At 57.5% G+C, this 17,161-nt stretch carries 20 protein-coding genes; 9 read left to right on the forward strand and 11 right to left on the reverse strand.

Annotated features, from left to right (window positions below):
• Nucleotides 1-2 precede the first annotated feature (2 nt).
• On the reverse strand, nucleotides 3-866 hold the full coding sequence (locus J9788_RS03430; RefSeq protein WP_015377735.1) for an HlyD family secretion protein: 864 nt from the start codon (nucleotides 864-866) through the stop codon (nucleotides 3-5).
• Between the two features lie 3 nt (nucleotides 867-869).
• Nucleotides 870-1,106, reverse strand: a complete 237-nt coding sequence (locus J9788_RS03435) for a DUF1656 domain-containing protein (protein ID WP_025159708.1) — start codon at nucleotides 1,104-1,106, stop codon at nucleotides 870-872.
• A 180-nt stretch (nucleotides 1,107-1,286) separates the two neighbouring features.
• On the opposite strand from J9788_RS03435, the gene slyA reads away from it, so the two are divergent.
• Nucleotides 1,287-1,718 carry a transcriptional regulator SlyA gene (slyA, locus tag J9788_RS03440; RefSeq protein ID WP_004931301.1) on the forward strand — a complete coding sequence of 144 codons (432 nt, stop codon included), beginning with the start codon at nucleotides 1,287-1,289 and terminating at the stop codon, nucleotides 1,716-1,718.
• A 93-nt stretch (nucleotides 1,719-1,811) separates the two neighbouring features.
• Here the strand turns inward: slyA and J9788_RS03445 are convergent, their stop codons facing one another.
• Nucleotides 1,812-2,276, reverse strand: coding sequence for a glycine zipper 2TM domain-containing protein (locus J9788_RS03445; RefSeq protein WP_025159710.1), 465 nt, complete (start codon nucleotides 2,274-2,276; stop codon nucleotides 1,812-1,814).
• 351 nt (nucleotides 2,277-2,627) lie between these two features.
• Between J9788_RS03445 and anmK the strand changes: the two genes are divergently transcribed.
• From anmK to tyrS, 4 genes are all read left to right on the forward strand, one after another.
• Entirely contained in the window at nucleotides 2,628-3,749 is a 1,122-nt protein-coding gene (anmK, locus tag J9788_RS03450) for an anhydro-N-acetylmuramic acid kinase (protein ID WP_046898478.1), read from the forward strand.
• A 45-nt stretch (nucleotides 3,750-3,794) separates the two neighbouring features.
• Nucleotides 3,795-4,097, forward strand: coding sequence for an MliC family protein (locus tag J9788_RS03455; RefSeq protein WP_004931294.1), 303 nt, complete (start codon nucleotides 3,795-3,797; stop codon nucleotides 4,095-4,097).
• An 88-nt stretch (nucleotides 4,098-4,185) separates the two neighbouring features.
• On the forward strand, nucleotides 4,186-4,839 hold the full coding sequence (gene pdxH, locus J9788_RS03460; RefSeq protein ID WP_033642930.1) for a pyridoxamine 5'-phosphate oxidase: 654 nt from the start codon (nucleotides 4,186-4,188) through the stop codon (nucleotides 4,837-4,839).
• A 139-nt stretch (nucleotides 4,840-4,978) separates the two neighbouring features.
• Complete coding sequence (tyrS, locus tag J9788_RS03465; protein WP_033642931.1) at nucleotides 4,979-6,253, forward strand: tyrosine--tRNA ligase; 1,275 nt, start codon at nucleotides 4,979-4,981, stop codon at nucleotides 6,251-6,253.
• Nucleotides 6,254-6,323: 70 nt separating this feature from the next.
• Here tyrS and J9788_RS03470 read toward each other — a convergent pair whose 3' ends face one another.
• A complete protein-coding gene (locus J9788_RS03470) occupies nucleotides 6,324-9,398 on the reverse strand; it encodes a DUF4214 domain-containing protein (RefSeq protein ID WP_182264555.1) in 3,075 nt (1,024 codons plus the stop codon).
• A gap of 407 nt (nucleotides 9,399-9,805) precedes the next feature.
• Between J9788_RS03470 and pdxY the strand changes: the two genes are divergently transcribed.
• Nucleotides 9,806-10,666, forward strand: coding sequence for a pyridoxal kinase PdxY (gene pdxY, locus J9788_RS03475; RefSeq protein ID WP_046898476.1), 861 nt, complete (start codon nucleotides 9,806-9,808; stop codon nucleotides 10,664-10,666).
• Nucleotides 10,667-10,705: 39 nt separating this feature from the next.
• On the opposite strand, the gene gstA is transcribed toward pdxY, so the two are convergent.
• From gstA to J9788_RS03495, 4 genes are all read right to left on the reverse strand, one after another.
• Nucleotides 10,706-11,311, reverse strand: coding sequence for a glutathione transferase GstA (gene gstA, locus J9788_RS03480; protein ID WP_046898475.1), 606 nt, complete (start codon nucleotides 11,309-11,311; stop codon nucleotides 10,706-10,708).
• A 92-nt stretch (nucleotides 11,312-11,403) separates the two neighbouring features.
• Nucleotides 11,404-12,288: a 4-hydroxy-tetrahydrodipicolinate synthase gene (gene dapA / locus J9788_RS03485; protein ID WP_042784387.1), complete on the reverse strand. Its 885-nt coding sequence runs from the start codon at nucleotides 12,286-12,288 to the stop codon at nucleotides 11,404-11,406.
• A gap of 362 nt (nucleotides 12,289-12,650) precedes the next feature.
• Entirely contained in the window at nucleotides 12,651-12,914 is a 264-nt protein-coding gene (locus J9788_RS03490; RefSeq protein ID WP_182264554.1) for a DUF3811 domain-containing protein, read from the reverse strand.
• 95 nt (nucleotides 12,915-13,009) lie between these two features.
• Entirely contained in the window at nucleotides 13,010-13,705 is a 696-nt protein-coding gene (locus tag J9788_RS03495) for an HD domain-containing protein (RefSeq protein WP_209333048.1), read from the reverse strand.
• A gap of 200 nt (nucleotides 13,706-13,905) precedes the next feature.
• On the opposite strand from J9788_RS03495, the gene J9788_RS03500 reads away from it, so the two are divergent.
• Nucleotides 13,906-14,298 carry a nuclear transport factor 2 family protein gene (locus J9788_RS03500; protein ID WP_072627681.1) on the forward strand — a complete coding sequence of 131 codons (393 nt, stop codon included), beginning with the start codon at nucleotides 13,906-13,908 and terminating at the stop codon, nucleotides 14,296-14,298.
• On the opposite strand, the gene J9788_RS03505 is transcribed toward J9788_RS03500, so the two are convergent.
• Complete coding sequence (locus J9788_RS03505; protein ID WP_004938382.1) at nucleotides 14,295-14,564, reverse strand: hypothetical protein; 270 nt, start codon at nucleotides 14,562-14,564, stop codon at nucleotides 14,295-14,297. The genes J9788_RS03500 and J9788_RS03505 overlap by 4 nt on opposite strands.
• Before the next feature lie 276 nt (nucleotides 14,565-14,840).
• Here J9788_RS03505 and J9788_RS03510 point away from each other — a divergent pair, with 276 nt between their 5' ends.
• Nucleotides 14,841-15,221: a nuclear transport factor 2 family protein gene (locus J9788_RS03510; RefSeq protein ID WP_046898472.1), complete on the forward strand. Its 381-nt coding sequence runs from the start codon at nucleotides 14,841-14,843 to the stop codon at nucleotides 15,219-15,221.
• Between the two features lie 7 nt (nucleotides 15,222-15,228).
• On the opposite strand, the gene J9788_RS03515 is transcribed toward J9788_RS03510, so the two are convergent.
• Nucleotides 15,229-15,609, reverse strand: a complete 381-nt coding sequence (locus J9788_RS03515) for a RidA family protein (RefSeq protein ID WP_033644265.1) — start codon at nucleotides 15,607-15,609, stop codon at nucleotides 15,229-15,231.
• A gap of 183 nt (nucleotides 15,610-15,792) precedes the next feature.
• On the opposite strand from J9788_RS03515, the gene J9788_RS03520 reads away from it, so the two are divergent.
• Nucleotides 15,793-16,647 (forward strand): aminoglycoside phosphotransferase family protein, encoded by an 855-nt coding sequence (locus J9788_RS03520; protein WP_046898471.1) that lies wholly within the window; start codon nucleotides 15,793-15,795, stop codon nucleotides 16,645-16,647.
• Here the strand turns inward: J9788_RS03520 and J9788_RS03525 are convergent.
• Nucleotides 16,612-17,115: a cupin domain-containing protein gene (locus J9788_RS03525; protein WP_033652588.1), complete on the reverse strand. Its 504-nt coding sequence runs from the start codon at nucleotides 17,113-17,115 to the stop codon at nucleotides 16,612-16,614. The two genes, J9788_RS03520 and J9788_RS03525, sit on opposite strands and share 36 nt — an antisense overlap.
• Nucleotides 17,116-17,161: the final 46 nt, after the last annotated feature.

The raw sequence follows: 17,161 nt of genomic DNA on the forward strand, positions 1-17,161 counted from the left end.
CTTTAGTTCCGCTGATGAATCGAAATGGTGCAGGTGGTGCCGGCAACCAGTGTCAAATCGGCGGGTACGTTGAGCAATTTTATCCGCACCGGCACGCGCTGAGCCAAACGCACCCAGGGAACATTGGGCTTAACATCCATTAATAGATCGTTGTTGCTGTCAACGCTCTGATCGTAAATGGCGCGGCCGATACTCTCTACTTCCCCCTGCAGCGGGGTGTTGCCGTTATATAAGACAATATCGGCTTTATTGCCTTCTTTTATATGTTTCAGCTTGGTTTCTTCGAAATAACCGAGTACATAAAACGAATGGACATCCACCAGTGCGACCAAAGGCGTGCCGGCGTTGGCGTAGTTCCCGACCCGCGCCTGCAGATTGGTGATATAACCGTCGGTCGGTGCGTAAATTTTAGTTTTGCTCAAATTCCATTTGGCCTGTTCCAGGTTGGCCAGGGCGGCTTTATAGGCGGCCTTCATTGCCTGAGCGGCTAAATTGGACTCATCCAAATCTTCAGCGGAAATAACGTTGCGCGGCAACCCGCGGCGTCGGGCGGCTTCGTGGTCTGCCTTGGCCAGATCCGATTGCGCTTTTGCCACCGCGGCCTCGGCATTGTCCAGCGCGATCTGATAAGGCACCGGGTCGAGGGTAAAAATCAGACTTCCCGCAGGTACGAATTGATTGTCATTCGCACTTATTTTCTCTAATCTTCCAGAAACCTCAGGGGTGATATTGACGAGTTCTGCGCGCACTTTTCCGTCACGGGTCCATGGGGATTGCATATAATAATTCCAGAGCCACCAACCGGCGCAGACGGCAATGGCGCAGACGATCACCGTAGAAAAGTATTTTAATGTTTTATGCTGCATGGGTTACCAACTCGCTAAAATCCATAAGGAACCGCTGACGGTCAGGACGAAAATGGACAGGTCCATCAACATGGGGTGCCAGATTTCACCGGAATACATCCAGTCCCTGAGCAGCTGATGAATCAGCAGCCATAAGACCAGTCCTAGCAAAAAAGCTTTAAATATGGGTGGAAAATAAAGCGATGCCCCCAGGACCAAATCGGGTAAGGGCGATGAGGCGTGTAACCATGATGTATTCACATTAACAATCCCTACGGGTGAATATGTTGAATATTTGCATAACGATTAAACAATAGCGGCTAAAAATAGTGGTTATTTCCACAATATACATTATATACATTTGTGTTTTTAATGTGAGTTACCCAAAATAGTCTAAGCTCTGGGAGGTAATGTTAGCATGCTAATTATAAGGAGGGGTAAGTGGAGTCAACATTAGGTTCAGATTTAGCACGATTGGTTCGTGTTTGGCGAGCGCTCATCGATCATCGGCTCAAGCCGTTGGAGCTGACCCAAACGCATTGGGTTACGTTGCACAATATCAATCGCTTGCCGCCGGAGCAGTCGCAAATCCAGCTGGCCAAGGCGATCGGTATCGAGCAACCGTCACTGGTTCGCACGCTGGACCAACTGGAGGAGAAGGGGCTTATCACGCGTCACACCTGTGCCAACGATCGCCGCGCGAAGCGCATCAAGCTGACCGAAGCGGCCGATCCGATCATCAGGGAAGTCGACAGTGTGATCACGTCTACGCGCAGTGAGATTTTAAGCGGCATTACCGCCGACGAAGTGCATCTGTTGGTAGGGCTGATTGGCAAGTTAGAACAAAATATCACCGAACTGCAGAACAAATAATAATATTCTTATTTTTCTACGATTACAGTTTCACAGCATCAGAAATAAAACCGGAGGCGATTGCCTCCGGTTTGCCGTGTGCCGCCTGCTGACTTACAGCGGAGAGACGGTGATGGTGTCGCCCATGCGCGCCATGCGCACGCGCTGACCCGGGCTGAACTTGGTGTCGCCTGCTTTCTGCACCACGACGATGTTCTCTTTCTGGTCGGTTTTGATTTCCAGCTCGTAGCCTGAGGTACGACCGGCCACTTCACCGATGCTGTTGCCCGCCGCGCCGCCGGCGATAGCGCCCGCCGCGGTAGCCAACGTACGGCCGGTGCCGCCGCCAACGGTGTTGCCCAACAACCCACCAATTACCGCGCCGCCGATCATCCCCAAGGCGTTGGAGCCTTCGCCGCCCTGAATTTTAACCGGACGCACGGAAACCAGCGTCCCGTAAGTGACGTTCTGCACCTGCTTGGCCTGCGAGGACGAGTAGACATCGCCGGACATGGATTCATTGGCACACCCAGCCAACGTAACGGCGGCGACGGCAACGACGAGAAGACGCTTGATCATATAAAACTCCTGATGGTAGTAGTCCATAACCTGGCAAAGCTCACCAGGCAAGATTCAGTGAAAATGATAGACAAAGTATGGCTGAAAGTTGATACAGCGCCATGCCTCATCGCTGCACGCAGCTTAACTTTTCTCTGTTCAACCAATAATAAACCGCGGTTTACCTTTATGACAGCCTCACCGACATTCCGTTGCCGGTTAACGCACGGTTTAACACATAAAATGTGCCACAGCGACGCATCTGGCTCACGGCGCGTAAAAAAAGCATCATAATTCATGGCGTTAATTCGTCAATTCTGGTTTATTTGTCAGGATAAAATTTGCTTACCGTGCGGGTTAGAGGATGTTGCTATGAAGTCAGGCCGCTATATAGGCGTCATGTCCGGCACCAGTCTGGACGGAATCGATGTGGTATTGGCCGCGATTGACGATCGCATGGTGGCGCAGCAGGCCAGCTATAGCCATCCGATGCCGATCGCGCTGAAAAAAGAGATCCTGGGGATGTGCCAGGGGCAGCAAACCACGCTGGCCGCGGTCGGCCGGTTGGACGCACAGCTGGGCACGCTGTTTGGCGAGGCGGTGCTCGGCCTGCTGAAGCAAACCGGCATCGACGCGGATCATATCACCGCCATCGGCTGCCACGGCCAGACGGTATGGCACGAACCGGAAGGTGATGCGCGTTTCTCCATGCAGCTCGGCGACAACAACCGCATCGCCGCACTGACCAATATCACCACCGTCGGCGATTTCCGCCGGCGCGACATGGCTTACGGCGGGCAGGGCGCGCCGCTGGTGCCGGCGTTTCATCAGGCGCTGCTGGGGCATCCCGTCGAACGGCGTATGGTGCTGAACATCGGCGGCATCGCCAACCTCTCTCTGCTGTTGCCTGGTGCGCCGGTGCGCGGTTTCGACACCGGGCCGGGCAACATGCTGATGGACGCCTGGATCTGGCGCCACCGCGCGCAACCTTACGATCAGGACGGCGGCTGGGCCATGCAGGGGCGCGTCTGTTTGCCGCTGTTGCAGCAGATGCTGGCGGACCCTTACTTCGCGCTGCCTGCGCCGAAAAGCACCGGCCGCGAGTATTTCAACATCGCCTGGCTGGAGCGCCAGCTGGCCGGATTACCGGCGATTGCGCCGGTCGACGTGCAGGCCACGCTGACGGAGCTGACCGCCGTCAGCATTAGCGAACAGGTGCAGCTGGCCGGCGGGTGTGAGCGCCTGCTGGTCTGCGGCGGCGGGGCGCGCAACACGCTGCTGATGGCGCGCCTGTCGGCGCTGCTGCCGGGCACTGAGGTCGGCCTGACCGACGATTGCGGCGTCAGCGGCGACGACATGGAAGCGCTGGCCTTCGCCTGGCTGGCGTTTCGCACGCTGTCCGGCCAGGCCGGCAACCTGCCTTCGGTGACCGGCGCCAGCCGTGAAACGTTGCTGGGTGGGATTTATCCGGTTTTGCCATTGAGGGGCCGTTAGCTCTGTTAGGATAGCCTGTGAAGGATTTTTCTAAGGAGCAACAGCATGAAAAAAGTCATTTTCGTCGCCGGCGCGCTGGCGCTGTCCGGCTGCAGCTACATCCTGCCGCAGAGCAGCCAGACGATGCACTACCAGTGCGGCACTACGCCGCTGACGGTGGCGCTCGACGGCAAGGCGAGCGAAGTCAGCCTGCTGATGGATGGCGAGCAGCTGCATCTCAAGCAGGTGCTGGCGCTGACCGGCGCCAAATACAGCGACGGCAAATACACTTTTTGGTCGAAAGACCGCAATGCCTATCTTGAGCGCAACGGCAAGGTAGTCATGAGCGACTGCGTGTTGACGGAGTGACGGTCAGCGGCGGCGTCGGAGCGATTGAGTTCCTGGCGCCGCAGGCGCAGAATGTAACGACGGATTTTTCAGTTGGTCGATAACCCAGATGATTGAAAAGAATGAGTTTGATGTTGCGGACCTGCGCCGTGAATATACCCGAGGCGGCCTGCGCCGCAACGATCTGACCGCCAATCCGCTCGAGCTGTTCGAGCGTTGGCTGAAACAGGCCTGCGACGCGCGCCTGGCCGATCCGACCGCCATGTGCGTCGCCACCGTCGACGAACGCGGCCAGCCGTATCAGCGCATCGTGCTGCTCAAGCATTTCGATGAGCAGGGGTTGGTGTTTTACACCAACCTCGGCAGCCGCAAGGCGCAGCAGCTGGCGCAAAACCCGCATATCAGCCTGCTGTTCCCCTGGCACATGCTCGATCGTCAGGTGATTTTCCTCGGTCAGGCGGAGCGCCTGTCGACCCTCGAAGTGCTGAAGTATTTCCATAGCCGGCCGAAGGACAGCCAAATCGGCGCCTGGGTGTCGCAGCAGTCGTCACGCATTTCCGCGCGTGGCGTGCTGGAAAGCAAATTCCTCGAGTTGAAGCAAAAGTTCCAGCAGGGCGAGGTGCCGTTGCCGAGTTTCTGGGGCGGATTCCGCGTGAAATTCGACTCCGTCGAGTTCTGGCAGGGCGGCGCCCACCGCCTGCATGACCGTTTCCTGTATCAGCGGGACGGGAATGACTGGAAAATTGACCGACTGGCACCTTGAAGACGTAAAATCCCCCTCTAAGCGCTGGTGCTGACGCCGCCGGCGCTTTATTCTATGCTCTACCCTGAATTTTTATTTCGCCACTGGGCGAAAGGCCGTGTACCGGCAAAGGTGCATTCGTTTATACATGGAGTCATTGATGGCAAGCAGCAACTTGATTAAACAACTGCAAGAGCGGGGCCTCGTTGCCCAGGTTACGGATGAGGAAGCGTTAGCGGAGCGACTGGCGCAAGGGCCAATTGCACTGTATTGCGGTTTCGATCCGACCGCTGACAGCTTGCATTTGGGCCATCTGGTTCCTCTGTTGTGCCTGAAGCGCTTCCAGCTGGCCGGCCACAAACCGGTAGCGCTGGTGGGCGGCGCCACTGGCCTGATCGGCGATCCGAGCTTCAAAGCGGCGGAGCGCAAGCTGAACACCACCGATACGGTGAACGAGTGGGTGGAGAAGATCCGCAAACAGGTTTCCCCGTTCCTCGATTTTGACTGCGGCAGCAACAGCGCTATCGCGGCCAACAACTACGATTGGTTCGGCGGCATGAACGTGCTGACCTTCCTGCGTGATATCGGCAAGCACTTCTCCGTCAACCAGATGATCAACAAGGAAGCGGTCAAGCAGCGCCTGAATCGCGACGACTCCGGCATCTCCTTCACCGAGTTCTCCTACAACCTGCTGCAGGGCTTCGATTTCTCCGAACTGTACAACCGCCACCAGGTGGAGCTGCAGATCGGCGGTTCCGATCAGTGGGGCAACATCACCTCGGGTATCGATCTGACGCGTCGCCAGCATCAGAAGCAGGTGTTCGGCCTGACCGTGCCGTTGATCACCAAAGCAGACGGCACCAAGTTCGGTAAAACCGAAGGCGGCGCGGTCTGGCTGGCGCCGGAAAAAACCAGCCCGTACAAGTTCTACCAGTTCTGGATCAACACCGCCGACGCCGACGTTTACCGCTTCCTGAAGTTCTTCACCTTCATGAGCCTGGAAGAGATCAACGCGCTGGAAGAAGAAGACAAGAACAGCGGCAAGGCGCCGCGCGCCCAGTACGTGCTGGCGGAAGAAGTGACCGGCATGGTGCACGGTGCGGAAGGCCTGGCGGCCGCCAAGCGCATCACCCAGAGCCTGTTCTCCGGCGCGCTGCATGACATGACCGAAGCGGACTTCGCCCAGCTGGCGCAGGACGGCATGCCGACCATCAAACTTGAGCGCGACGCCGATCTGCAACAGGCGCTGGTGAATGCCGAACTGGTGCCGTCACGTGGCCAGGCGCGCACCATGATCGGTTCCAACGCGGTGACCATCAACGGCGAGAAACAGTCGGATGCCGAATACCGCTTCAGCGATGCGGATCGTCTGTTTGGCCGTTACACGCTGCTGCGCCGCGGCAAGAAACACTACTGTCTGGTGGACTGGCAGTAAGCGTCAGGCTACATGACATGAAAAGCCCGGGGTCTCCCCGGGCTTTTTTTTCGCATGGCGCGGATGAAGATTAGGCAAACGCCTCCGACGGCGAATTTTCGGCCGCAAGACCGTTCACGGTGACGGCCGGCGCATGGTAGTGCAGAGAGACGGCGGCCAGATAGGGATCCTGATTGCCGATCGAGAACACCACATCATCGGCGTCAAACGTCTGGTTATGATTTTTATCCACGATGACATAGACCGACTTATCCAGTTTAAGCAAACCGACTTCCGCCAACTGGTGAGTGCTGGCGCCGTTGGTCATTTTCGCCAGAACCTGCGAGAACAGCGCCTGGGCGTTGTTGGCGCCCGTCAGACCGCTAAACGCCGCCTGCAGTTCGGTGGCGCTGGTCGCGCTGCCATACAGCGTGGCGGTTTTATCGCCGGCCTTGGAGAAGACCCATTGGCTGGCGGCATCACCGACATTGATCACGCTATTCTGATAGCCGACGTTCAAGGTGACCATGTCATCTATTTTACTGTCGCTGAAGGAGAGTGTCCGTGCCGAGTCCACCGTGGTATTACCTTTTACCTGTGCTTTCAACACCGTCAGGCCGGTATCGTCGATGGTCAGTTGATGCCCGTTCAATGCGTTGATGACAGTGCTGAAATCGTCTTTGTTGGCCAAGGAGTTCAATGTGTTGTAGAAGCTGCCGCCACCGGTGCCGCCTTTCTCCGCCACTAACTGCAGCTTCATATCCGAATAAAAGCGGCGATCGATGTAGTCGTTTCCGCGAATGGTTTGCAGATTATCGCTGAAATCCGCCGCGACGGTGAGGTTGAGCACCAGTGCTTGATCGCCGGCATACATCGCACCGGTCAGTAGCAGGTCGGAAATTGAGTTGTCCCCGCCGCTGAGCGTCATGGTGCGGTTTTGCACCATTTCTGCGTTGCTGCCCATATAGACTTCCAGCGTTTGTTTATGGTCAGAGGTAAAGCTGAACGTGCCCATATCCAAATCGAAGAACTTGCCGCTGTCTTTGGTGAATTCCAACGTAAAGCGGGTATCGCTTTGCCGGGTATCATGAATATGAATATGGCTGTTGCTTGTCAGACCGCCGGCCAGTTTGAACGAGTCATTGCTGACGTTAAGCAGTGTCAGGTCGCCGGAATAAGCCGAAATAATCCCACCGGCGTGGCCGGTATAACCGTTGCCGTTGCTCAGGGGCAACTCGGCTTGGGTGAGGGAGGATACGTTGGCGTAAGCCGCGTTGTGGATGCCGGCATTTTGGCTGAAAAGACCAAAGTCGAAGACCTTGCTGCCTTCGCTGGCAACCCATTTTCCGTCGAGATAAATGTCGCCGGTTCCTTTGTAGTGAGTCAGATCGATATAGTCAAAATATCTGAATTGGTTGACGTTGCTGACGATACTGCCGTCGAGATTACCGAGCTGATTTGTGGTCAGATAAACTGATTTGGTAATGAAGTTAGCTGACAGCATTGTGATAGTGGACGAACTCGCGGATTTAGCCTCTGCCAAAAAATGGCTGCCGATATGGTTGGCGCCGCCGTTGACGCCATTGCCGGCCCAGAGCAAGTTTTTCGCCATCAGGCTGATATGGGCATTGTTCAGGCTGCTGCTTCCTTCAACCACGACGTTTAAAAAGCTGATGGGTAAAGCGGCATCCGCATTGGCGATATTGGCATCGTTGAGGCGCAGAGAAACGAATTTATTGCCCAGCGAAGAGAGCACCATGGTGTTCGTAGCATAGAGACCGGACAGCACGATGGAATTAACATTCTTCAAGGCTGTCACATCAAGGTTCGTGGGCGTATTGACGTTGAGGTTGATCTGACTCAACGTGACTATCTCGGCATTGGTGACCTCATGATCCCCTCTGCCATTAATGCTGGCCACCAGTTTACCGCTATCCGACAGGCTGAACGTTCCGTTGAAGTCCCGTTGATAGCCCAATGCATCGCCCAATTTTATATCGAAGTTTTTCAGCAGACTGGCCTGGGGCGGGTAGGGGTGATTATCCAGTGGGAATTTGCCTTCGCGGAAGGCATCGATAATCAGCGAGGAAGCCTTGATATTGTCGTTGCCGGCCTTCAGCAGGATAGCCTGCGCTGAAGCGCTGTCGAGTGGCTGGCCATAGAGTTTGAGGTAAATCTTTTGATAATCTCCGGCGTTGCGGAATTGGTAAGCGCTTGACAACATTTTAAGCAGATCGCTGTGAGAGGTGCCGCTGGCCAACAAACGGCTAAAGGTATCGAGCGCAGTGGCGTCAGCGGCGGTTCCGGCAACCGTCAGGTACAGTGCCATCACCGCTTCGGTATAAACGGGCGGCGGTAATTCACCTGGTCCATAGACATGAGTTGCCGCCGTGAAGTTTTGCTTGGCGGTGGTGGCGGCGGCGTCATTTCTGATGTCATCCATCATGCGCACTATGACATCACCGCGTGTTTCACTGTGATCGTTCAATCCCTTCACGTATTGTTGCAGGTCACTCTCACTGGCGCTTTTACCAAACCCCGTCGAAAATATTTTCCTGACAAAATCGTCGTTGCTGAGTGAATGGATATAGCTTTTCGAGGCGATGAATGCATTGGCGATGTCGACGGTGTTTTTCTTGCCGCTAACCAGCAGGTCGCTCCAGTATTGGACGGCGGCGGAATGGGTCATGCTACCGAGCAGATAATAGAGACCTTGTACATCTGCTGCTGCAGAGAGCTGTGACGGTTGCAGCAGCTCTGAAGGATACAGCGTGGTGTTGACGATCGTCTGCAAATGCTGTTGTTGAGCTTGCAGTCCGGCATCGTTGCCCGTGTAGTTTATGACGTTGGCGATCAATTCAGTCGTCAGGTTGCCGAGAGATTTTCCCGCGTTGACCTGCGTGGTGAGCGCGTTCAGCGTCAAGGCATCCGGCTGTGCGCCGGTGGTATTCTGATAGATGTATTGTATTTTTTGGCTGGTGGTCAGGCCATCGTAGCGATGTTGCCCGTCTTGCGAACGAATAAACATATTGGCTAATTCACTTTGCGTGTAATCGCCTTTCTCCAGTTTTTTGGCGAAATAATTCAACGCGTCATCATCGGCTTTTTTGCCCAATGTGGCATAGAACAGCTTGGCTACACCTTGTTGCAAGGTCAGTAGGCTCATGATATTTCCCTGTGTGTTGTTAAAATAAGTGCGAGGCATCGACAAGTACAGCCCAAAACAGCCTGATTGCAATGTGAGTGAACCTAAGGAAATTCTGTATTTGTTGAAAGTGCGGCCTCCCACGACGCGAGGCGGCCGCTAATGACCATCACGTCATGGCTAATGTCGTCGAAATGCAATTCAGCGGCCGTGGGAAGATCCCGGATTTTCAGGTCGCAGAGGCCTTGCATGGCGGTTCTCGGCTTTTTTTGAATCGGACTTTTCGCTACAATATGCCGCCGTCGAAAGCATAAAAATTCCTCTCATTTCTTGTTTTTAACAGCGCCGGTATGACGTTTTCGCGTTATGCACCCATTTTCATTTCGCCGCGGGCTGATGCACACGGCATGGCGAGGTCAGTTGTTCCGATGAAAAACATTCTTTCTATCCAGTCGCACGTGGTGTTTGGTCACGCCGGCAACAGTGCGGCGGAGTTTCCGATGCGCCGCATGGGCGTCAACGTCTGGCCGCTGAACACGGTGCAGTTCTCCAACCATACGCAATACGGCCAGTGGACCGGCTGCGTCATGCCGGCCAGCCACCTGAGCGAGATCGCGCAGGGCATCGCCAATATCGATCAGCTGAAGCGCTGTGATGCGGTGCTGAGCGGTTATATCGGTTCGCCGGAGCAGGGCGACCATATTCTGGCGATCGTGCGTCAGGTTAAGCAGGCGAATCCGAACGCCTGGTATTTCTGCGATCCGGTGATGGGACATCCGGAAAAGGGCTGCATCGTGGCGCCGGGGGTGGCCGAGTTTCACTGCCGTCAGGCGTTGCCGTGCAGCGACATGGTGGCGCCGAACCTGCTGGAGCTGGAAATGCTGAGCCAGATGGCCGTCGCCAACGTGGACGACGCGGTGCAGGCCGCTCGAGCGCTGATCGCCAAGGGGCCGCGGTTGGTGCTGGTCAAGCATCTGGCCCGTGCCGGCTATCACACCGACTGTTTCGAAATGCTGCTGGTGACGGCGGACGAAGCCTGGCACATCAGCCGGCCACTGGTGGACTTCGGGGCGCGTCAGCCGGTCGGCGTCGGCGATTTGACCAGTGGTCTGCTGCTGGTGGATCTGCTGAAGGGCGAGGCGCTGGATAAAGCGTTGGAGCACGTGACCGCCGCCGTGTATGAGGTGATGCTGACCACGCAGGAGATGGGCGAGTACGAACTGCAGGTGGTGGCGGCGCAGGATCGGATCGTGCAGCCGCGCAGCGAGTTCAAAGCGGTCAAACTGTAAGCGGCATCGGGCCCCGGCGAGAGCCGCCGAGGCTGAACCTTACTTCAGTCCTTCGGCGTTCAGCGCCGCATCCACCGCCGGGCGCGCCGCAACGCGATCGAACCAGGCCGCCAGATGGGCGTGCTGGCGCACATCGAACTGCAGGGCGAATGCCCAGCGCAGCACGGTGAACAGGTAGGCGTCGGCCACGCTGAAACGGCTTCCCAACAGGAAATGCTGCTTCGCCAGCACCGAATCCAGATAGCTGAACTGCTGCTCCAGCCTGGCGCGCGCGATGGTTTTATATTCCTCGGGCGTCTTCGGGTTGAACAGCGGGCTGAACCCTTTGTGCAGCTCGGTGGCGATGTAGTTCAGCCATTCGATCGCGTGGTAGCGCGACAGGGTGCCCGCCGCCGGGATCAGGTTGCGGTCCGGCACGCGGTCCGCCAGGTATTGCACGATCGCCACGCCTTCGGTCAGCAGGCTGCCGTCATCCAGCAGCAGCGCCGGCACCTGTCCCTTGGGGTTGATGGCGAGATAATCGGCGCCGCTCTCGGTTTTCTTCTGCGCCAGATCGACCTTCTCCGCCGTAAAATCCAGCCCTGCCTCACGCAGCACGATATGCGGGGACAGCGAACAGGCGCCGGCTTTATAGAACAGTTTCATCGGAAGCTCCTTGTTGATGACGAATGACGGGCATGCTTAACCTCTCATCGTAGTCCCACAGCGCCAAAATTACAGCGGCTTAGCTAACAAATTTAACCGACGATCGCCTCGGCGGGCTGCAGCTGCGCCAGCGTCGCGGCGATCTGCTGCTGCAGCGCCTGTGGCGCCACCTGCATCGGCGAGCGCAGTTCGTTGGCGATCAGCCCCTGTTGGGCCAGCACGGTCTTGACCGGCGCCGGATTCGGGAAGCTGAACATCTGGTGGATCATCGGCAACAGCTCATAGAAGTTGCTGCGCGCCGCGGCCAGATCGCCGGCGGCGACCTGCTGCACCAGCTGGACGAAACGTTCAGGGTGAACATGCGCGGCGGCTGAGATGGCGCCGGTGCCGCCGAGGCACAGCGTGGTGAGGATCAGATTGTCTTCCCCGGTCATCACATCGATTTCGCCGTCGGCGATCAGCGCCATGGTGGCGTCAGGGTTGCCGCCGCAATCCTTGATGGCGGTGATGCGCGGGTGACGTGCGAGCCGGCGCAGCGTGGCCAGCTCCATGGCGATGCCGGTGCGCTGCGGAATGTTGTACAGGATCACCGGCACGGTGGAGGCGTCGGCCAACTGGGTGAAATAGTCTATCAGGCCGCATTGCGAAGGGCGGATGTAGTAAGGCGCCGGGATCAGCACGCCGGCGATGTCGCGCAGTTGAATGGCCTGCTGCATCTGCAGCGTGGCGGCCATGTTATTGCCGGAAAGTCCCATCACCACCTGATGGGCGGGCGCCACCTCCAGCACGGCGTCGAGCACCGCCAGCTGTTCTTCCTTGCTTAGCGCGGCGGCTTCACCGGTAGAGCCGCAGACCACCAGACCGTCGATGCCGGCGTCGAGCAGGTGCCGCGCCAGGCGTTTAACCGCCGGCAGATCGACGGCATCTTGATTGAAAGGGGTAACCATCGCCACCCAAATACCCGAAAATGAGGCCATAAAATATTCCTTCTGTGTGACCGACAGAGAAGCCAGATGAGAAAATTGAAGGCGGGGCGTTGCAGGCCATCCAGTCAGCTCATCTGACGGGACAGCTCGCCCCGGTCAAATGAGCGTCTGTTTCTTCGATGTAACCGCCGCCAAACCGCCAACGGGCAACGCCGGGAGAATCGGTGTATTAACGTTGCGCGGATAGGCCATGGCAGTCTCGTGAAAAGAGGATGTGGGGGTGATAATGAATATTCTTCATCAGGCTGTCAATTTACAACAGATTGATAACATTGTTATTCATGATGGGTGAGGGCAGATGAATTTGGCTAATAAACGACAATCCCCGCGGCGGCGGGGATTGTTTGGCTGGCTCAGCGCGGCGGGCGGGTACCGATGGTGGCGGACCAACTGAAGGTGTCGCCGCTTGGCCGGTAGCGGTTGGCCTTGCGTTCCGCGCGCTCTGCCTTGGCGAGCTTCGCTCTGGCGGCCATGATGCGCGCCACCACTGCATCTTTGACCTTGTGCTGTTCGGCGTTGGTCAGCGGCCGGCCGTGGCTTTTACGCGCTTTGTCCAGCTCGGTTTTGACTTCCCGTTGCTCGCTTTCCGTCATCTCTTTCAACGTCAACTTTTTCATCTTTGCCGCCCGTTCGGTGAAGTTGGCTTTCAGTTTAACGGCGTTATGTGACCGAAAATGTTATGGGCATAACGAAAATGCCCCGTAAGCCCAGGTTACACCTCTTCCAGCAGATCGTCGACAAAGCGTCGCATGCGTTCGGTGCGCTGCTCGGCCATCTGTCGCCCGGCGGCGGTCTGGAAGCCGTCTTGCAGCTTGAAGAGCTTGGTTTCGAAGTGATCCAGGCTGAAACGCTTGTCGTCGTATTGACGATGTTCGGCCCGCGGGTCCGCAGCGTCATACAGCGCGCTGCGCATGCGGCCGCCGATATAGAAGCAGCGGGCTACGCCAATCAGGCCAATGGCGTCGAGACGATCGGCGTCCTGCAGGATCTTCGCTTCCAGCGTTTGCGGGGGGATGCCGGCGGAAAAACTGTGTGCTTCGATAGCGTGGGCCACCGCCGCGATGTCCGCCGGCGACCATTCGAGCCGGGTCAGCGTCAGCGTGGCTTGCTGCGCCGCCATGCGCGAAGCCAGGTGACGCTGCGGCGAATTCTTTTCCACCGCCACGGCGTCATGCAGCAGCACCGCCGCGCAGAGAATGCGCCGGTCGCCGCCTTCCAGCTTGCTGATGCGGCGGCAGTTCTTCCAGACTCGGTGCAGGTGCGCCACATCGTGCGAGCCATCGTCCGAGTCGAGGGTGAGCGGCAGCAGCGTTTGCGCCAGCGTCTGGTAGGGGGAAAACGGCTGTAACAGCTCTTGCGTCAGCGAGGGTAAAGACACGTTCAGCTCCTGTTGGGGGAAATCGGGCAATCAGCATAGCCGCGTCGTAGGTCGAGAGAGTGACAGAAGACGACTATTGTTTACTAAAGTGCAACCTACTATTGTCATAACTGCGGTTTTTGCAGCGAAACAAGCAACCTAGAATAGCCGCATTCCGCCGTCTCCGCCTGGTGAGAGCCTGTGTCCGCGGAGATGGTCGGAATATCCTTATCAGCCATGGGAGAAGAGACATGCCAACCCCTCTTGAGATAGTGCGCGCGACTTACGAAGGCAGTTCCGAAGAAAACGGCCGTAATCTGTTGGCGGCGCTGGCCCCCGATGCCGAGTGGACCGAAGCCGCCGGCTTCCCTTACGCCGGTACTTATATCGGCCCGGAGAATATCATCAAGAACGTGCATCAGCGTTTGGGCAGCGAATGGCAAGGTTACCGCGCCGATGTCGATCACTTTTACGACGCCGGCGACAACGTGATTGCCCAAGGTTTTTATCACGGCACTTACCGGGCCACCGGCAAATCCTTCAGCGCCTCCTTTGCGCATATTTATACGGTGCGCGCCGGCAAGATCGTGAAGTTCGTGCAGATTGTCGACAGCGCTAAAGTGCTGGAAGCGATGCAGCCTTAATCGCCGCTGCGCTTGCCGAATTTGCGGTCAAACTCGCGCCGGTAACCCCGAGCCTTGTTGCGATCGCGGATCCACAAATAGCCGCACACCAGCGCAACCGCTCCCGAGAAGGTGACGTTGCGCATATCCCGGTCATACCAAAACACCAACAGCGCATCCAGCGCAGCAATCAGCGCGATCCATTTGTACATATGGGATTGGCGCCGCGTGGCTGCGTTGAGTCGTTTTAACTGTCTGGCTTCGTCCAACACCGGTTTTTGCTGCATAGCGTTTCGTTATCATCAGGCTGTTCACGCTAAATTAGCAGAATCCTGCCAACTGCCGCAAAGATTAACGCACGCCGTCAGGCGGTTTTCAGCGTTCCCCGGAGTACGCTGAAAATTTATGCGCGGACGCTTGTATTGCTTATCGGGCGTGATAGGTTATTTATTCGCTATTTTCGTGTTTTTATTCAATTGGCGCTGTGTCATCAAGCCGTAGCACTGGGCGGTTAACGTGATGGGTTCGACGTATGCGGCGGTTAACTTCGGCAGGAGAACATGATGAACGATAAGACGGCACGCCCGCAGGATGTGGTTCAACAACAGCTTGACGCCTATAACGCCCGCGATATCGAGGCCTTTATGGCCTGCTGGGCGGATGACGCGCAGTATTACGAACACCCCGACACGCTGCTGGCCAGCGGCAAGGCGGCGATCCGCGAACGGCATCTGGCGCGCTTTCGCGAGCCGAGCCTGTACGGCGAACGGATAAAGCGCATGGCGGTGGGGAATATGGTGGTCGATCAGGAGGTGGTGACGCGCAACTTCCCGCAGGGGCGCGGCAAAATGGATGTCATCGCCATTTACGAAGTGGAACAGGGGCAGATCGCCAAAGCCTGGTTCAAGATCGGCCCCTGCGTGCCGGACGAAGGCGCGCTCTAGCCGCACATTATTGCAACGCCATCACCGCCTCAATTTCCACGCACACCGCAGGTGAGAACAACGCGCTGACCGCCATCAATGAACAGGCCGGCAGCGCGCCGTCGAAATAGTCAAACAGCACCGGGCGCACGCTCGCCAGATCGGCGATGTCGGTCAGAAACACGCTGATTTTAATCAATGCCTTGAGATTGACGCCTTCGCTGGCGGCGATGGTCGCCAATTGCTCGAGGATCTCCTGCGTTTGCTGCGGCGCGCTCAAGCCCTGCGCGTCGGTGGCGAAGGCCGTCAAGCCCGATACGTACAGGCGATCGCCGTGGCGCACGGCGTGCACATAAGGGCCACCCGGCGTAGGCAATTGCGGATAATTAATGCGTTTTAATGATGTCATGGTCAAACCCCGCGCAAGACCGGTTAATAAAATCGACAAACTTGGTTAGGATACTGGAGAAAACGCGGCAAAGCGCCGCACACCGATGATATCTGAGAGAATCATCCCCCCTTTATGTTATACGCCGTCTCTCACGCGAATGTGACAGTGCGGCGCAGATCGGCCACAAGGACGCATGAGACGATGAACCCGCTTTTTACTCCCTACCTGCAGCGCTGGCAATTGGAGCAGGACGGCAAAGCCTTCGAAACCCACAGCAGTCTATTGATGCCGGTGCGTTACCGGGGCGCGGCGGCCATGCTGAAGATCGCCCGCGAGCAGGAGGAGCGCTTCGGCGGGCAGCTGATGTGCTGGTGGCGTGGAGAAGGCGCCGCGCAGGTGCTGGCGTGGCACGACGACGGCATTTTGCTGGAGCGCGCGCAGGGCGAAGGGTCGTTGGCGCAGCTGGTGCGTGACGGCGACGATGAACAAGCCACGCAGATCCTGTGCCGGGCGATCGCCGCCTTGCATGCGCCGCGGGCGGCACCGTTGCCTGAGCTTATCCCGTTGCAGGAGTGGTTCAGCTCGCTGTGGCCGGCGGCCCAGGCGCACGGCGGCATGCTGCGTCTCAGCGCCACGGCGGCGGCGGAGCTGTTGAGCAGCCCGCGAGAAGAAAGCGTGTTGCATGGGGATATCCATCATGACAATGTGCTGGACTTTGGCGCACGCGGTTGGCTGGCGATCGATCCCAAGCGTTTGTACGGTGAACGGGGCTTCGATTACGCCAACATCTTCTGCAATCCCAACTACGGCGTCGCCACCGATCCGGCCATTTTTCATCGCCGCGTGGAACAGGTGTGCCGGTTGGCCGGGCTGGATCGCCGGCGTCTGCTGCAATGGATCCTGGCCTGGTCGGGGCTTTCCGCCGCCTGGTTCATGGAAGACGGCCAGGCGGCGGACATCGATTTTCGCGTCGCGGAACTGGCGGCGCGCGCGCTGGATCTCACGTTGCCGGACGGCGATTCAGGGTTCATCCTGCCAGTAATCGAGCGAGGCTGAAGGGCGCTGCAGGTAACGCACCTGCTCGCCGTCATTGCCGCGCGCCATCGCCTGGTATTTGCCTGAGTCCGGATACATCACCACTTCCGGCTGTTCGCGCGTGCTGACGGACAGATACTTCAGCGGCGCGTCGGAGGTGTTGATGATCTGGTGCGGGTATTCCGGGCCAGGCGGAATGAAAATGACATCTCCACTGACGATCGGCAGCATTTCTCCGGCCACCCGCAGCGTACCGCTGCCTTCCAGAATGATGAACATTTCCTCCTGAGCGTAGTGAAAATGGTAGGGGCAGGAACGCATGCCCGGCGCCACACAATCGAAGGAGGCGCCCAGCTTATCGGCGGCGGTGCCGGTGCCGAGACGAGCGCCGACGCTGTCATACAGCGGCGGCCGCCGGTCATGCTTCATCTCTACCTGTTCGACATTGCGTATCAAGCGCTGGGCCAACAGCGCGGCTTTCTCGGTCATAAGTTTCCTTGGTGACGGCGTCACTTATTATGTGAATTGACATTCA

This window comes from Serratia sp. X10 (genome assembly GCF_017811775.1).
Lineage (GTDB): Bacteria > Pseudomonadota > Gammaproteobacteria > Enterobacterales > Enterobacteriaceae > Serratia > Serratia ureilytica.

Excerpts from the sequence above, each read along its gene's own strand:
- pdxH (WP_033642930.1), top strand. The coding sequence starts at position 4,186 with ATGATTGAAAAGAATGAGTTTGATGTTGCGGACCTGCGCCGTGAATAT.
- J9788_RS03500 (WP_072627681.1), top strand. The coding sequence starts at position 13,906 with ATGCCAACCCCTCTTGAGATAGTGCGCGCGACTTACGAAGGCAGTTCC.
- tyrS (WP_033642931.1), top strand. The coding sequence starts at position 4,979 with ATGGCAAGCAGCAACTTGATTAAACAACTGCAAGAGCGGGGCCTCGTT.
- J9788_RS03490 (WP_182264554.1), bottom strand. The coding sequence starts at position 12,914 with ATGAAAAAGTTGACGTTGAAAGAGATGACGGAAAGCGAGCAACGGGAA.
- gstA (WP_046898475.1), bottom strand. The coding sequence starts at position 11,311 with ATGAAACTGTTCTATAAAGCCGGCGCCTGTTCGCTGTCCCCGCATATC.
- J9788_RS03520 (WP_046898471.1), top strand. The coding sequence starts at position 15,793 with ATGAACCCGCTTTTTACTCCCTACCTGCAGCGCTGGCAATTGGAGCAG.
- anmK (WP_046898478.1), top strand. The coding sequence starts at position 2,628 with ATGAAGTCAGGCCGCTATATAGGCGTCATGTCCGGCACCAGTCTGGAC.
- J9788_RS03525 (WP_033652588.1), bottom strand. The coding sequence starts at position 17,115 with ATGACCGAGAAAGCCGCGCTGTTGGCCCAGCGCTTGATACGCAATGTC.
- J9788_RS03510 (WP_046898472.1), top strand. The coding sequence starts at position 14,841 with ATGAACGATAAGACGGCACGCCCGCAGGATGTGGTTCAACAACAGCTT.
- J9788_RS03470 (WP_182264555.1), bottom strand. The coding sequence starts at position 9,398 with ATGAGCCTACTGACCTTGCAACAAGGTGTAGCCAAGCTGTTCTATGCC.
- pdxY (WP_046898476.1), top strand. The coding sequence starts at position 9,806 with ATGAAAAACATTCTTTCTATCCAGTCGCACGTGGTGTTTGGTCACGCC.
- J9788_RS03445 (WP_025159710.1), bottom strand. The coding sequence starts at position 2,276 with ATGATCAAGCGTCTTCTCGTCGTTGCCGTCGCCGCCGTTACGTTGGCT.
- J9788_RS03430 (WP_015377735.1), bottom strand. The coding sequence starts at position 866 with ATGCAGCATAAAACATTAAAATACTTTTCTACGGTGATCGTCTGCGCC.
- dapA (WP_042784387.1), bottom strand. The coding sequence starts at position 12,288 with ATGGCCTCATTTTCGGGTATTTGGGTGGCGATGGTTACCCCTTTCAAT.
- J9788_RS03515 (WP_033644265.1), bottom strand. The coding sequence starts at position 15,609 with ATGACATCATTAAAACGCATTAATTATCCGCAATTGCCTACGCCGGGT.
- J9788_RS03505 (WP_004938382.1), bottom strand. The coding sequence starts at position 14,564 with ATGCAGCAAAAACCGGTGTTGGACGAAGCCAGACAGTTAAAACGACTC.
- J9788_RS03455 (WP_004931294.1), top strand. The coding sequence starts at position 3,795 with ATGAAAAAAGTCATTTTCGTCGCCGGCGCGCTGGCGCTGTCCGGCTGC.